The sequence below is a fragment of the Sphingobacterium spiritivorum genome, assembly GCF_016725325.1.
Lineage (GTDB): Bacteria > Bacteroidota > Bacteroidia > Sphingobacteriales > Sphingobacteriaceae > Sphingobacterium.
Map to the genome: position 1 here is coordinate 2,871,908 of NZ_CP068083.1, position 15,716 is coordinate 2,887,623.

General features: G+C 42.8%; 16 protein-coding genes. 14 read left to right on the forward strand and 2 right to left on the reverse strand.

Going from position 1 to position 15,716, the window contains the following annotated elements:
- Positions 1 to 16: 16 nt before the first annotated feature.
- The 13 genes from I6J02_RS11930 (at position 17) to I6J02_RS11990 (ending at position 13,124) form a co-directional block, all read left to right on the forward strand.
- Positions 17 to 580: a hypothetical protein gene (locus I6J02_RS11930; RefSeq protein ID WP_002993254.1), complete on the forward strand. Its 564-nt coding sequence runs from the start codon at positions 17 to 19 to the stop codon at positions 578 to 580.
- Positions 581 to 844: 264 nt separating this feature from the next.
- A complete protein-coding gene (locus I6J02_RS11935; RefSeq protein ID WP_002993255.1) occupies positions 845 to 3,256 on the forward strand; it encodes a heavy metal translocating P-type ATPase in 2,412 nt (803 codons plus the stop codon).
- 99 nt (positions 3,257 to 3,355) lie between these two features.
- Positions 3,356 to 3,577 (forward strand): heavy-metal-associated domain-containing protein, encoded by a 222-nt coding sequence (locus I6J02_RS11940; RefSeq protein ID WP_002993257.1) that lies wholly within the window; start codon positions 3,356 to 3,358, stop codon positions 3,575 to 3,577.
- 261 nt (positions 3,578 to 3,838) lie between these two features.
- Positions 3,839 to 4,018 (forward strand): hypothetical protein, encoded by a 180-nt coding sequence (locus I6J02_RS11945; protein WP_002993259.1) that lies wholly within the window; start codon positions 3,839 to 3,841, stop codon positions 4,016 to 4,018.
- A 267-nt stretch (positions 4,019 to 4,285) separates the two neighbouring features.
- Entirely contained in the window at positions 4,286 to 5,167 is an 882-nt protein-coding gene (locus I6J02_RS11950) for a DUF3347 domain-containing protein (protein WP_037459498.1), read from the forward strand.
- 14 nt (positions 5,168 to 5,181) lie between these two features.
- Entirely contained in the window at positions 5,182 to 5,487 is a 306-nt protein-coding gene (locus I6J02_RS11955; RefSeq protein WP_002993263.1) for a hypothetical protein, read from the forward strand.
- An 18-nt stretch (positions 5,488 to 5,505) separates the two neighbouring features.
- A complete protein-coding gene (locus tag I6J02_RS11960) occupies positions 5,506 to 7,626 on the forward strand; it encodes a heavy metal translocating P-type ATPase (RefSeq protein ID WP_002993264.1) in 2,121 nt (706 codons plus the stop codon).
- Between the two features lie 6 nt (positions 7,627 to 7,632).
- Entirely contained in the window at positions 7,633 to 8,298 is a 666-nt protein-coding gene (locus I6J02_RS11965; protein WP_002993266.1) for a DUF3347 domain-containing protein, read from the forward strand.
- A gap of 11 nt (positions 8,299 to 8,309) precedes the next feature.
- Positions 8,310 to 8,834 carry a DUF305 domain-containing protein gene (locus tag I6J02_RS11970; RefSeq protein ID WP_002993268.1) on the forward strand — a complete coding sequence of 175 codons (525 nt, stop codon included), beginning with the start codon at positions 8,310 to 8,312 and terminating at the stop codon, positions 8,832 to 8,834.
- A 26-nt stretch (positions 8,835 to 8,860) separates the two neighbouring features.
- Positions 8,861 to 9,280: a hypothetical protein gene (locus I6J02_RS11975; protein ID WP_002993270.1), complete on the forward strand. Its 420-nt coding sequence runs from the start codon at positions 8,861 to 8,863 to the stop codon at positions 9,278 to 9,280.
- Positions 9,281 to 9,402: 122 nt separating this feature from the next.
- Positions 9,403 to 9,768 carry a heme-binding domain-containing protein gene (locus I6J02_RS11980; RefSeq protein WP_232046378.1) on the forward strand — a complete coding sequence of 122 codons (366 nt, stop codon included), beginning with the start codon at positions 9,403 to 9,405 and terminating at the stop codon, positions 9,766 to 9,768.
- A gap of 13 nt (positions 9,769 to 9,781) precedes the next feature.
- Positions 9,782 to 12,055, forward strand: coding sequence for a multicopper oxidase family protein (locus tag I6J02_RS11985; protein WP_037459500.1), 2,274 nt, complete (start codon positions 9,782 to 9,784; stop codon positions 12,053 to 12,055).
- Between the two features lie 235 nt (positions 12,056 to 12,290).
- Positions 12,291 to 13,124, forward strand: a complete 834-nt coding sequence (locus I6J02_RS11990; RefSeq protein WP_037459503.1) for an RteC domain-containing protein — start codon at positions 12,291 to 12,293, stop codon at positions 13,122 to 13,124.
- A 118-nt stretch (positions 13,125 to 13,242) separates the two neighbouring features.
- On the opposite strand, the gene I6J02_RS11995 is transcribed toward I6J02_RS11990, so the two are convergent.
- Positions 13,243 to 13,659, reverse strand: coding sequence for a helix-turn-helix domain-containing protein (locus tag I6J02_RS11995; protein WP_002993276.1), 417 nt, complete (start codon positions 13,657 to 13,659; stop codon positions 13,243 to 13,245).
- A gap of 7 nt (positions 13,660 to 13,666) precedes the next feature.
- The gene (locus tag I6J02_RS12000) at positions 13,667 to 14,077 is read right to left on the reverse strand and encodes a helix-turn-helix domain-containing protein (RefSeq protein ID WP_002993277.1); all 411 of its coding nucleotides are present in this window, start codon (positions 14,075 to 14,077) and stop codon (positions 13,667 to 13,669) included.
- Between the two features lie 410 nt (positions 14,078 to 14,487).
- Here I6J02_RS12000 and I6J02_RS12005 point away from each other — a divergent pair, with 410 nt between their 5' ends.
- Positions 14,488 to 15,714, forward strand: a complete 1,227-nt coding sequence (locus tag I6J02_RS12005; protein WP_236581826.1) for a TlpA family protein disulfide reductase — start codon at positions 14,488 to 14,490, stop codon at positions 15,712 to 15,714.
- Positions 15,715 to 15,716 lie beyond the last annotated feature (2 nt).

Genomic DNA, 15,716 nt, shown 5'->3' on the forward strand with positions numbered 1-15,716 from the left:
TTAAATTTATATAACAATGACACAGAAATTCAAACATTTTTCTTCGATTGCCGTAGCGGCAATCGTACTATTCGCAACCTCATGCAGCAAAGACGATGACCCTATCCCCGAAGAAAACGACAACGAGGTAATCACTACGGTACAGCTACGTTTTAAGGAACAGGGAACCACGAACGAACTTCTTTATGCTTGGAAAGGTGCTGACGGAGCCGGAGGAAACGCCCCGGTCATAGACCAGATTGCACTGCAACCGGGTAAGTCCTATGATGTCAGCGTATCCTTTCTTGACGAGGTAAATGGTGAAGACATTACCGAAGAAGTAAGTGAGGAAAATATAGACCACCGTATTTATTACGTGCCATCTTCCACATCAAATATACAAATCACAAATTTGGATAAGGATGACAACAACGTTACGTTAGGGCTGGAAAGCGTTTGGACAACCACGACCGCTTCCACTGGTACGGTCAGGGTTGTGCTGCGCCATTATCCACAGGGAGGAAAGATTGAAACGGACTTGATTAATGACCCTAAGTCATCAACTGACGTAGATATTCAATTTAATTCTAAAGTTGAATAAACCCCGCACCAAGAAGAAGACCGGGCATCCGTCAGTATTTTAAGACCACAGCTTTTTAAGCAAACAATAAAGCATTGCGATTATCTTTCGCAATGCTTTGTGGTTTTAAAGACCATCTAAAACTGGCTTTATGGCGATAACCATCTGATGAAGTGGCTCACCTATACAGGATTTCAATAAATCTTACAAATCAAATCCAAAATTTCACAACAGTACCCATAATTATAATAGCCAATTTTGCATTGTAAATTAAAGCAGGCAAATATGGCGACAAACAGAGAAAATATATACATACCGTTGGAGGATGTAGAAAGCGAACACTGTGCATTAATCGTTGAAAAGGGATTGGCACAGGTAAAAGGCGTAGAAACCCATAAAGTAGAGCTGAACAACCGCAGGGCAGCGATTACAGTAGATAGCAATGAAACCGTAGGCGAAGCTGTTAAGGCAATTAAAGATTTAGGTTACGGAGTTCCTACGGTTAAAAGTGCTTTTCCGGTATTGGGCATGACCTGTGCATCCTGTGCGGGCAGTGCCGAAAGCATTGTTAAATACCAACCGGGAGTAGTTAATGCTTCCGTGAACTTTGCAACGGGCAATCTTACCGTGGAATATCTGCCCAATATGACCGATGCCTCCACCCTGCAAAAAGCGGTTCAGGGAGTAGGTTACGACCTATTGATTGAAGACAAAACCAAGCAGCAGGAAACGCTCGAAGCCATCCACGAAAAGAAATTCCGAACCTTGAAAAACAAGACCATTTGGGCAATTATCCTTTCCCTGCCCGTGGTAATCATAGGAATGTTCTTTATGGATATGCCCTATGCAGACCCGATAATGTGGCTCTTTTCCACGCCCGTTGTAATATGGTTGGGCAGGGATTTTTTTGTAAACGCTTGGAAGCAGGCAAAGCACCGTTCCGCCAATATGGATACGCTGGTGGCATTGAGTACAGGTATTGCCTACCTGTTCAGTGTTTTCAATATGCTGTTTGCCGACTTTTGGCATCAACGGGGACTGCATGCTCACGTATATTTTGAAGCGGCTGCCGTTATTATCGCATTCATCCTCTTGGGAAAACTGCTGGAAGAAAGAGCCAAAGGCAACACCTCTTCAGCCATTAAGAAGCTGATGGGCTTGCAGCCAAAAACGGTCATCGTGGTACATGCGGACGGAACGGAAAAGCAGACCGCTATCGAAGACGTAAGCGCAGGCGATGTGATACTCGTAAAGCCCGGTGAAAAGATTGCGGTAGACGGCATGGTCATATCGGGCAATTCGTATGTGGACGAAAGCATGTTAAGCGGTGAGCCTGTACCTGTATTGAAAAAAGAAAAAGAAAAAGTATTTGCAGGAACGATTAACCAAAAAGGCAGCTTCCGGTTCAGGGCGGTAAAAGTGGGCAAAGAAACCATGCTTGCCCACATCATCAAAATGGTGCAGGATGCACAGGGAAGCAAAGCACCCGTACAGAAACTGGTCGATAGGATTGCGGGCATCTTTGTTCCCACAGTGATAGGTATTGCCATCCTGACATTTACGCTATGGTTGATTTTGGGAGGCGAAAACGGGGTTGTTCAAGGTCTGTTGGCAGCCGTTACGGTATTGGTCATTGCCTGCCCCTGTGCTTTAGGCTTAGCGACACCCACCGCTATTATGGTAGGCGTTGGTAAAGGTGCTGAAAATGGCATTTTGATAAAGGATGCCGAAAGTTTGGAACTGGCCAAAAAAGTAAATGCCATCGTTTTGGACAAAACCGGAACCATCACCGAGGGAAGACCACAGGTAACGGGCATTAAATGGCTGAACAATGAGGACACTGCAAAAGAAATCCTTTTGAGCATCGAAAAGCAATCCGAGCATCCATTGGCAGAAGCCGTAGTGAAGCATCTTGGCGATGTAGCGACCACCTCTTTATCCATGTTCGACAGCATTACGGGCAAAGGCGCAAAAGCAGACCATGACAACGAAACCTATTATGTAGGCAACAAAAAGCTATTGGCAGAAAACAACATTGCCATTGCCGGCGAATTACAAGACCAGGCCGAAGAATGGGGCAAACAGTCTAAAACCGTTATCTGGTTTGCAAACAGCAAAAAGGCTCTTGCTGTAATCGCTATCGCCGATAAGATTAAGGAAACATCGGTGCGGGCTATCCGGGAAATGCAGGAAATGGGCATTGACCTGTATATGCTGACCGGAGATAATGAAGCTACTGCAAAAGCCATTGCGGAGCAGACAGGCATCAAGCATTACAAAGCCGAAGTTTTGCCACAGCACAAAGCCGACTTTGTGAAAGAACTGCAAAGTAAAGGAAAGGTAGTGGCAATGGTGGGCGATGGTATCAACGACAGCACCGCATTGGCAACAGCCGATGTAAGTATCGCAATGGGCAAAGGCAGCGACATCGCAATGGACGTAGCCAAGATGACCATCATTTCGTCCGACCTGACCAAGATACCGCAGGCAATACGCTTGTCCAAACAGACCGTAGCCACCATCAAGCAAAACCTGTTCTGGGCGTTTATCTACAACGTAATCGGCATTCCGGTAGCGGCAGGCATCCTTTACCCTGTTAACGGCTTCCTGCTCAACCCGATGATTGCGGGTGCGGCAATGGCATTGAGCAGCGTGAGCGTGGTCAGTAACAGCCTGCGGTTGAAGTGGAAGAAATAAAACAGTAAATCTCACAAATCAAACAAGAAATTACACAACAATAACTAACTGAATAGTACGGAAATTTGCATTATCAGATAACTCTAAAATTTGTAAACAATGGAAAATAAACAATTTCAATTCAAGACGAACATCAATTGCGGCGGCTGTATCGCATCTGTAAAGCCGCACTTGGACAAGGCAGAGGGCATCTGCCATTGGGAAGTGGACACGGCCAACAAGGACAAAGTACTTACCGTGAAGTCCGAGGGCATTACCGAGCATGAAGTAATATCGACCGTGCAAAAGGCAGGCTTCAAAATAGAACCTTTGGATGCCTAAGCCAGCAACTTTTTGAAATGCCCTTTTTCCGACCGAATTTCCATGAGGTTGGGTTGATGAAAAAGGGCATTTTATCAATTCTGAAAAAAGGCGATAGGTTATTGCGTATATGGCATTATTTTTCCATATAGCAAAAAAAACGTAAAACGATATAAAAAACCAATCTAATTTGTAACTTTGTTGCGTTGAAAAATTATAGAATACATATAGGCATTTTGACATTGTTCTGTTTGGTTTTCTTTATGATACCAAGTCAGAGCTATGCCTGTTCCAAAAATTCAACAAAGACCGAGCAGTCTTCCTGCTCAAAGGAGAAATCCAAAAAATCAGAACATACAAAAGGTTGCAAGAGCAAATCCTGTAAAAAATGCAAAAGTGACAAATGCGGGGGCGGTTGTTCCCACAGCTCTTGCAGGTGCGGTGCTTCAACCACTTCCCTAAATGTCCCAACCGTAATCGAATTAAAGGCAAAAGATCACTTAGCAGCAGCTAAAAAGCAAAAATTCGCTTTCAAAGAAGCCTATTATTCTTCGGGCTTTTTTTCCATTTGGCTACCGCCTAAAATAAGCTAAATTTATGGCCTGCCAGCCATAGGTATGTCCTGTCAGAAGCCGCTTCGGCTTTTTGCAAATCCCTTATTTGTATCATTTATTTAAAGTTTAAAACAGAAATGGGCTTTCAATACTTCATTTCTAAAAAGTAATTATTATGAAATCATTATCAAAAATAGTGATGGTAATCGCCGTATTACTATCCTCAATGAATGGTTTCGCACAAATCAAAAATGCGAAAACAGAAACCGTAAAGATTTACGGCAATTGTGGTATGTGTAAAACCACCATCGAAAAAGCAGGTAACATAAAAAAGGTAGCCAACGTGGACTGGAACAAAGATACCAAGATGGCTACGCTCACGTATGACAGCGAGAAAACAAATCAGGATGAAATCCTGAAACGTATCGCTTTGGCGGGTTATGATAGTGAGAAGTTCCGTGCGCCGGATGACGTATATGCGAAACTGGCTGAATGCTGCCAGTACGATAGACCTTTGAAGACAATTGCCCAAAACAAAGGGGCGGCAATGGACATGAAAGTCGGACATGGCAATCACAACCACGGTGAAATGGCAGCACCCGCTAACAAGGATGCAGCTCAAAATCAATCACAGCTAAAAGCTGTGTTTGACAACTACTTTTCAGTGAAAGATGCTTTGATAAAAACCGATGAGGCAACTGCATCTGCCAAAGCCGCTGAATTGGCTGCATCCCTTAAAGCAGTCGATATGAACAAGCTTTCGGCAGAGGAACATACGGCTTGGATGAAAGTAATGCAGGACTTGACAGCTAATGCGGAAAGCATTTCAAAATCAAAAGACGTTGCAAAACAAAGAAGTGCTTTTGCGGCACTTTCGGGAAGCATCTACATACTGGCTAAAGTGTCTAAACAGGATACACCAGTTTATTACCAGCACTGTCCTATGTACAATGGAGGTAAGGGGGCCAATTGGCTAAGTAAAGAGAATGCCATTAAAAACCCATATTACGGCTCACAGATGCTTACCTGCGGCAGTACGGTCGAAACCATTAAATAACAGGTCGGAAAGCTATGGAACAGTATAGTGATATGGTGCAGGCTCTTAAAGACCTAAGACAACGTGGGTACAGTATTGATTTTAGTCTGTTGCCGGACTGCCTTTACTGTGCGTCAAAGAGCCTGAAACTAAAACCGGAGGATTTTACGGTTACGGAAACTCATAGGTTTGAAAGCCTCGACAGCAGTCCTGATAACAATGCCGTGATTTATGCCATATCGTCCAATGACGGTAAGAGCAAAGGGGTACTTGTTGATGCCTATGGTACTTATGCTGAAGAAATGACCCATGAGATGGTAAAAAAATTAAATGCAACATAACTTTTAAAATCCCTTGTTATGAAAAAATACACGTGTCCCATGCACCCGCAGGTGCTAAAAGACGAACCGGGCAAATGCCCTCTTTGTGGCATGGCATTGGTTCCCGGTGGCGGTACGTCAGCTTCTCATGAACACACGCCAGAACATGAGCATTCCGGGCATTCTCAACATGGCCATGATGACGAAAACTTTGATAAACATGAGGGGCATAATACAGGCGATTTCCTCACACGTTTTTGGATAAGCCTTGTCATTACAATCCCTATCCTGCTCCTGTCGCACATGATACAGCAATGGTTGGGTTTCTCCCTTGCTTTCAATGGCGATAAATATGTGCTGTTGGCATTGGGTACGGTGATTTATTGCTATGGAGGCTTACCGTTCCTAAAGGGAATGATTGGCGAGGTGAAAGCCAAAGCCATAGGGATGATGACACTTGTTGCCATTGCCATATCCGTAGCCTATGTTTATTCCGTAGCCGTTGTATTTGGCTTGCAGGGTATGGACTTCTTTTGGGAACTGGCAACCCTAATTGACATCATGCTGTTAGGGCATTGGCTGGAAATGCGTTCCCAAATGGCTGCTTCACGGGCATTACAGTCATTGGTGGCTTTGCTGCCCAACGATGTTACCGTGGAACGTGGCGGAGAAGCTGTAAAGATAAAGCTCGAAGACCTGCAAAGCGGTGAAACGGCTATCATAAAACCGGGAGAAAAAATTCCAGCCGATGGATTGGTACTGGAGGGGCTTTCGTATATCAACGAGAGTATGCTTACCGGGGAAAGTGTTCCCGTAAAAAAGGAAAAGGACGGAAAGGTCATCGCAGGCTCTATCAATGGCGATGGTGCGCTGAAAGTTAAGGTAACAGCCGTGGGAAAAGACAGCTACCTGAACAGGGTTATCAATCTTGTGCAGGAAGCGCAGGCTACTAAGTCTAATACACAGAACCTTGCGGACAAAGTTGCCAAATGGCTCACCTTTATTGCCATTGCCGTGGGCATAGGCACATTTGCCTATTGGTATGCAAGCAGTGGAGATATTGCCTTTGCGCTTGAAAGAATGGTGACGGTAATGGTAACGGCCTGCCCGCACGCATTGGGCGTGGCTATCCCGTTGGTGGTCGCCATTTCCACAACGCTTTCGGCGACCAATGGCCTGCTCATCCGCAACCGTACGGCATTTGAAACCACCCGAAAACTTTCCACCGTCATTTTTGATAAGACCGGAACGCTCACCAAAGGTTCCCATGCCGTAGAAAAGGTTATACCGTTAACAGACGAATATAATGCCGATGAGGTTATCCAGTATGCTGCCGCAGTACAGCAAAATTCGGAACACCATATCGCCAAAGGCATTATGGCTACATTGAAAGAAAAGAGCCTTGCCTTATGGAAGTCTGAAAACTTCAGCTATATGCAGGGCATAGGTGTTAAAGGTGTTGTGAACGGGAAAAATGTCGTAGCTGGCGGCCCGAATTATTTCACCGAAAACCACCTTTCCCTGCCGGAAATACCAAGCGAAATCAATCAGGAAGCCGAAACGGTCAACTTTGTCCTCATTGATGACCGGGTAATCGGCATCATTACTTTGGCAGACAGCATCCGTGAGGGGTCGGCACAGGCGATTGAGGAACTCAAAAAAATGGGCATCAAGTCCTTTCTGCTCACCGGGGACAACGACAGGATTGCTGCTGCCGTAGCCGGAAAATTGGGTATGGACGGGTATTTGGCTAATGTGCTTCCGCACAACAAGCAGGAGAAAGTAAAGGAGTTTCAGGCAAAAGGCGAAATCGTAGCAATGACTGGTGATGGTGTAAATGATGCACCTGCACTGGCACAGGCAGATGTGGGCATTGCCGTGGGTTCCGGTACGGACGTGGCTGCCGAAACAGCGGATATCATATTGGTAGACAGCGACCCGAGGGATGTGGTCAAACTGATTGACTTCGGCAAACTTACCTACAAAAAGATGGTACAGAACCTGATATGGGCGGTTGGCTACAACGTGGTGGCAATACCCCTTGCGGCAGGCGTACTCTATCCGAATTTTGTTTTAAGTCCCGCTATGGGTGCTGTGCTGATGAGTGTAAGCACCATTGTAGTGGCTATTAACGCAAGTTTTTTAAAAATCAAAAAATAAATAAAAATGAAAAATCTAACATTATCAATCATTGCTGTTATCATGGCATTTGTAACAGTATCATGCAATCAGGCATCCAACAAAAACGAGCAGTCTTCAAGTGATACTGCTGTTGTATCACAAGAACAGTCAGCTTCCCAACCAAAAGAGGATGATACGGTAGCTGCGCCCGTTGTGAGTGAAACTCCGAGCGGTCAGGAAGCAAAAGCAACAGGAAAAGAAGAAGCAAAAAACTTTTCTATTGCGCCCATAGTTACCGATTATCTGTCCTTAAAGAACGCCCTTGTTTCGGACGATGACAAAGCTGCCGCCAGTTCAGGGAAAAAGCTGTTAGCTACCCTGAATAAAGTGGACATGAAAGCCGTTCCTGCCGATAAGCACAAAAAGTACATGGACATAGCGGACGATGCTAAAGAACACGCAGAACATATCGGGGAAAATGTCGGCAACATCCACCACCAGCGGGAACATTTGGCCTCGCTTGGCGAAGATTTGAAAGACCTGATTGATTTGTTCGGTACATCGCAAACATTGTATCAGGACCATTGCCCGATGTTCAATGACGGTAAGGGTGCTGTTTGGTTCAGCGAAAACAAGGAAATCAAAAACCCTTACTACGGTTCTAAAATGCTGACCTGCGGTAAGGTGGAAAAAACAATTAACAGCAAATAAAATTCAGGGTTATGGAAAATATGCAAAACAGTCACCATGCGGGTCATTCCTCGGAGCATGGCACGCACAATACAAAACATGCTTCGGCCATGTACAAACGCTTTGCGGTGATGGCTGTAGCCATGTTCGCAGTGATGTATTTTATCATGTACGCCATGATTGACGGGTGGCAGAACCTGATACCCAATATCAACAATTTGTACATGACCCTGCTGATGACCTCGGCAATGCTGCTTATCGAATTAGCGATAATGAAAGTAATGTACCCCAACAGGAAGATGAATTGGGCGATAGCCATCATCTCGGTTGCTGTTGGCATCTTTTCATGGTTTGGTATCAGGGAACAAATCAATGTCGGGGACAAGCAGTTTGCAAAGGGTATGATACCCCATCACGCAGCAGCCATATTGATGTCCGAAAAGGCACACCTGACCGACCCGGAACTGATAGAGCTGCAAAAAAATATACTTAAAACCCAAGCGGAAGAAATTGAACTAATGAAGCGCAAGCTAAAAGAGTTTGAAGAAAGTAAATAATAAAATTTAAAAAAACAAGTTTGGACATGAACAAAATAATAATTGGCTTTATTTCCTTATTAACCCTGCTATTCACCGCTTGCGGTCAGGCGGGGTCAAATAAGGATGAAGCGGAACAGCAGCATTCGCAGGCAACTCCGGAAAGCAACGGACATACTACCCAAATAGGTGAATTGGTTCCATCGGATGAAGTCTGCATGGTCAACGATGCCTATATGGGCAAAAGGCAGTTTGACGTAAAATTTGATGGTAAAACCTATTACGGATGTTGCGAAATGTGTAAGGAACGTATTCCAAAAGATGCGACCGTGCGGATGGCGATAGACCCCTATTCCCATAAGCAGGTAGACAAAGCTAATGCGGTGATTGCTGTGACAGGAAATAACGGTGAAGTTTCTTATTTTGAAAACAAGGAGAATTATGCCAAGTATGTGAAAAAACAGTAGACACAAAAAGATGAAGCCACAATAAAATAATTATGACCATAAAGAAGAAAATCATATTGGGGCTGGCTGTCGTCCTGATTGCCATACAGTTCTTTCAGCCCTTACGGAACCAGGCGGTTGAAGTGCCAGCCACCCATATCGAAAGGGTGTACACCGTACCCCAAAATGTAAAGGCTATCCTTGTTCAGTCCTGTTATGACTGCCATAGCAACAATACCCATTATCCGTGGTACAGCCGTATCCAGCCCGGCGCATGGTACATGGCAGAGCATATAAAAAAGGGGAAAGAGGAACTCAACTTTAGCGAATTTGGCGACTATTCTGTCCGCAGGCAGCGAAACAAGTTCAGGGCTATGGCCGGGCAGGTTAAGGACGGGGAAATGCCATTGTCGTCATATACGCTAATTCATCGTAATGCAGTATTGTCACCGGAGGATAAGCAGGTTTTGATAGCGTGGTTTGGCACAATGGAAGACAGCATTAAATAAAATTTTTCAACGAATGAACAGATATAAAAAAATACCCATAAGAATATTGCAAACAGTGCTGATGCTGCTTTGCACGCAAACGCTGTTTGCACAGAGAGTAGTGCATTACGAGCTGTATGTAAAAGATACACTTGTCAACTATGCAGGTAAGCAAAAAAGGGCGATTGCCGTAAACGGGCAAATCCCCATGCCCACCCTTACCTTTACCGAGGGCGACACTGCCGAAATAGTGGTGCACAACCAATTGAAAGAAAGCACATCACTGCACTGGCATGGTGTGTTCCTGCCCAATAAAGAAGACGGTGTGCCCTGGCTTACGCAAAAGCCCATCGCACCGGGTACAACCTACACCTACCGTTTTCCGATTATCCAGCATGGCACGCACTGGTATCATTCGCACTCAGGCTTGCAGGAGCAGATAGGCATGTACGGTAGTTTTATCATGAAAAAAAGAGGCGACGATAAAACCTTTAGAAAAGGAATTGACGATTTGCCGACCGTCCCGATTATATTAAGTGAGTGGACAAATCTTAACCCGGATAACATCAACCGTATGCTACACAATGCAAATGATTGGGCGGCCATTAAGAAAGGTGCTACGCAATCGTACGTTGAAGCTATTAAGGAGGGAAAATTAGGCGTAAAGGTAAAAAATGAGTGGAAACGGATGCTGGCGATGGATGTCAGTGATGTTTACTATGATAAAATCCTAATAAATGGTAGCCATAGCACCGATTTGAAAACAATTGGTGGTAAAAAGCTAAAAGCAGGTGACAAAGTCAGATTACGCGTTTCCAATGGCGGGGCGTCTTCGTATTTCTGGCTAAGATATGCTGGAGGGAAAATTACAGTAGTAGCGAATGATGGAAATGATGTTGAGCCTGTAGAAGTGGATAGATTAATCATTGCAGTTTCTGAAACTTACGATATTGTAGTGACTATCCCTCAAGATGGGTTAGCATATGAGTTTTTAGCAACAACCGAGGACAGAACACAATCAGCAAGCTACTTTATAGGTGATGGGGTCAAACAGCTTATTTCCCCGCTCCCACGATTGAAGTATTTCGAGGGGATGAAGATGATGAACGATATGATGAAAATGAATGGCGATTTGGACGATATGGGCATGAAGATGAGCCTGAACCAAATGGACATGAATGTAGTGATGTATCCCGAAATTACCGGAGATGCAGCAAAGAAATCAGACCACAGCAAGCATGAAGGTATGAACATGGATGACGACCCTAACCGTTACAACGCTAATGCCTTGGGAGACATCAAAACATTAAATTATGCTATGTTGCAATCGCCTTACAACACCTCCCTTCCAAAAGATGCGCCTGTAAAAGAGTTGAAGTTCACACTTACTGGCAACATGAACCGCTATGTATGGAGCATGGATAATAAAATACTTTCGGAAACGGACAAAATACCTGTAAAAAAAGGAGAAATCCTACGGATTACCATTTATAATAATTCGATGATGCGGCATCCTATGCATCTTCACGGATTTGATTTTAGGGTGATAAACGGAAAAGGCGAAAAATCGCCGCTTAAAAATGTGTTGGATATCATGCCTATGGAAACGGATACCATTGAGTTTTTAGCAAATGAGGAAGGTGATTGGTTCTTTCATTGCCATATATTATATCACATGATGGCGGGAATGAACAGGGTGTTTGAAGTTGGAGACTACAATAACCCCTATTTACCTGACAAGGCAAAAGCCTATAAAGAATTGCAAAGAGAAAGTAATATGCCCCATTTTATGGCACAAAACGATTTTGCAACCAATGGTAATGATGGAGAAGCTATGCTAATGAATGCACGCTATCAATTAGGAACAGAATGGCGCTTAGGCTATAATAGTATGCACGGGTATGAAGTAGAAACTCACTTAGGTAGATACATTGGAAAGATGCAATGGTTCATGCCCTTTGTAGGTTTTGATTTTCGTTACCGGAAAATGGGAGAAGATGAGCACGAAAAGAACATATTTGGACAAACCAACAAGAAAGACACCCGCAAGGCGTTCAGTTTAGGGTTTATGTATACGTTACCTATGCTGGTCAATTTCCAGGCAGAAGTATATCACGATGGAATTGTAAGATTGCAGTTAATGCGCGAAGATATTCCAATTTCAAAAAGATTAAGAGGTGGCTTCATGGTAAATACCGACTTAGAATATATGGGGGAGCTTAGGTATATCATCAATAAAAATATAGGTATACGTACCCACTATGATAGTGATATGGGATTTGGTGTAGGGCTTGCATTGACATATTAAAATAAAATACCGGATGGTTGTAAACTGCAAACCGTAAAATTACGGCAAAATACAGTGGGTGATGCGGGGTATAATTCGTTTGGATTAACCTGCATCATACTACAACCCATCAGACAATACAACAGTTCCACCACCAGCATCATACTGGTTGTTCTTTCATGTAGTTGCATGGGCTAATACGAGCAGTATTAGCATTTCTATATTAATCAGTATCATATTTATCAAAATGAAACGAATGGATAAATTTTACAATGAAACATATCTTAAATTGGAAACAGAAATCCAAGAACTGGAGATTGAAAACGATAACCCGGTACAACGGACAGAAGCCATTATATACCGGATTGTGGAATGTCTGTCCGAAATTAAAGATTATGTTTTGAAACGAGGATTTACAAATGTTGATGAAGAAATCCGATTTTTTAAATATCAAAAGCCAGTCATTGTTTCAAAATTGATTTATTATAATGCCATTTACAAAATCGAGACGAGGAAGCCCTACGGGGCTAAGCGCATTAGAAAATATCTTAAAAAAGAATTGAAGAAGCTAAAAAGGTTTTTCGACAATAACATTGATTTTTATAAATATTACCGAAGCAACAACTCGTTTCTTGACGAGAAAATGTTTGTTCGGGGCAAGCACGATATAAAACTGTGGCTGGATACCTATTATTTTCAGTCCGACCAATCTTTTTCTACTTCCCACGATTATAAGGTAGCCAAGATAATGGCGAATGATTTGATACAGGTGTATCTCGAAGACCAGCTTTACTGCACCTACAAGCGTTTGTTTATAAAACGCACTGCTATTTCGGGGCTGAACTGGACAGGTAGTAAAGCTGCTTTGACAGAACTCATTTACTCCCTATACTACCAAAGCGTTCTCGATAATGGCAATACGGATATTAGGTTGATAGCGGAATATTTTGAAAATGCCTTTAATATTGATTTGGGAAACTTTTACCATACCTATCTCGAAATACGCAACCGGAAACGAAACCGTACCAAATTCCTTGATGCACTGCGGGATAACCTTATTAAGAAAATGGATGAGCAGGAGGAAAAATAATGACAGCGATAGAAAGAGAAACGGCGGACTTGCAGATCCGCCGTTTCTTTTAAAATTCTTCGCTTCTTGGTTACGAGGGAAGCCTGAATCTATCGTTATGCTTTAAAAGATACTTTAGTTATTTCTTATCTTTTGCTTTCTGAAAATGTTCCCGTTCCATTCTCAATAATTCTTCAAACAGCTTGGTTGCCTGCTCAATTGAAAACTGATGATTATTTTCAATTCTTACTGTACCAACCATAGCACCATTTGTCGGTTCAACCTTTTCGTAAAAATTATTAGTATGGTAAAGAACCTGCCCCACATCAAATTTCTTCAAACCCTCTACGCTTACGCCAAGCGCAATAGCTACTTTTTCCAATCGTTCGTCATCCACGTTCTCGGTTTGTTCCAATTTAGATACAGCTTGCTTGGTCACACCCATACGCTCTGCCAAATCCTTTTGCGTAATACCTACCAATCGCCTTGCACTGCCAATTTTTATACCCATGTGGTTTTTCCCCTCCAAATACACGGTTTCTTTTTCTTTTTCCATTGTTATTTTACGAATGATTTTTTTGGTTTATAAATAATTCCAGTTTCTCCCGCTCACTTTGCAACAACCGTTCGTATAACTCGACTACTTTATCTAACGGATTAATATTCTGCGTACTATTCTCACCATGTTGAACAGTACTATCTTTATAACTGTTGATATTATAAATAGCTCGTTCCACATCAAATTTCTTAATGAGGTCAGGGGTTACGCCTAATGCAAAAGCAAATCGTTCCAACATTTCCGGCTCTAAAACAGCTTCCCGTTCTATGGCAGAAATTTGTGGCTGGCTCATACCCAATTCATTAGCAAGCACTTCTTGCTTAATGCCCAAGTAAATACGGATACGCTGCGCATTTCTGCCCTGATGGTTTTCTTCCAGCGTTTCCAAAACGTGTACTTTGTCTTCCTCTTGCATATTTCATTGTCATTTGATAGCGTAAATATAATAAAAGACAACCAAAAAAGCATAATAGACAACCAAAATTACTTCAAAAAAATCTCCATTTCAACGTTATTTGGAACAAATAACTAATAGTGAGAAGATTGACAAACAATTATAAACAATATTACTTCCTTTCCCCAACGGGAGGGATAAAAAGCGATGTTTTGTTCTTCTCAAAGAAATTCAGCCTCCGCTGCATCATCAAAAGCCCGGATTAGCACGTCCTGCAACCATACTCGGAGCAATTAATCATTTCCCAATAACCATAATTTATAAACCCAATGGCGAATAAACTTATTCGTAATAGGATAACGATTTTTATAGCCTGCCATAACCCGGAACTGGTAACGGGCGGCAGGCACTTCCTAATTCTAATTTGTTTCATGTTGTTTGGTGTCGGCATAGCCCGTCCGCAGTCCCGAGAAGTCGGGACTGCAAACAACCAAAACATCACCGCTTTAAACATCGGCGACCAAATCCCTGATGCTCTTTGGAACACACCTTTGCAGGTGGTGAACCACCCGCAGGACAAAAAAAACATCACCCTTGCCGATTACAAAGGCAAGCTGATAATATTGGATTTTTGGAGTACGTGGTGCGGTACTTGTGTAGCTGCATTGCCAAGACTTCACGAACTGGAAAAGGAGTTTAAAGACGATGTTATCATTTTACCGATGACAGACCAGAAAGCCAACGAAATAAAAGCATTCTTAAAGAAGAATCGAGTACTTTCCCGATTAAACTTGTTTTCAGTTACCGATGACAATACATATAAATTCCATTTCCCTTACACCATGTTGCCGCATGAGGTATGGATTAGCAAATCCGGCGAAGTACAAGCTATTACACACTCATCTGATGTAACAAAGGAAAATATTACTTCGGCATTGAAAGGCAATGCAAATAGCATTGCACAGAAAAAGGACAACCTTACCTATGATGACACACGTCCATTACTGCTTAATAATAATGGTGCTGACGGGGATTTTTTTGTTAGCAGAAGTATTATTACGTTAGCCATAGAAGGCATTCCTCGTTCAAATGCTCTACCAAAAGTGAACGAAAAAGATAGCACCTTTCGGGTACTATCTACCAATGCTGACATCCGCCGTATGTACGAACTTGCATTTAGAGAATTGCTAACAATGCCACCTAACCGGACAAAGCTGGAGTTGAAGGAACCATTTTCTGTTTCGGAGAAAAGGTTTTTACAGGATAAGTATTGCTACGAATGGATTGCCCCATTGTCAGTATTGAAGCACTTTCCCCAAAAAGTACAGGCTGACCTCAATTATCACTTTGGCATAAATGGGCGTATGGAAAAACGTAATACAAAATGCTATACCATTAAGATTATAGGGAAAACGACAATAATCCCCAATAAACCCGAAGACGGCTTACAATACCTTTCGGCTTGGGTAAACAAGACCAATAAAGATATACAGCATATTCCTGTTGTAAATGATTTTACTGACGAAAAAATAGCCATCCCAAAAATAGCACATGCTATTGAGGATGTGGAAGCTGTTAACAGGCAACTTAAACCATTCGGTATTGCCATCGTGGAAGATGAAAGAGTGCTGGATTTTTTTGTCATTTCTGAACTATAAAC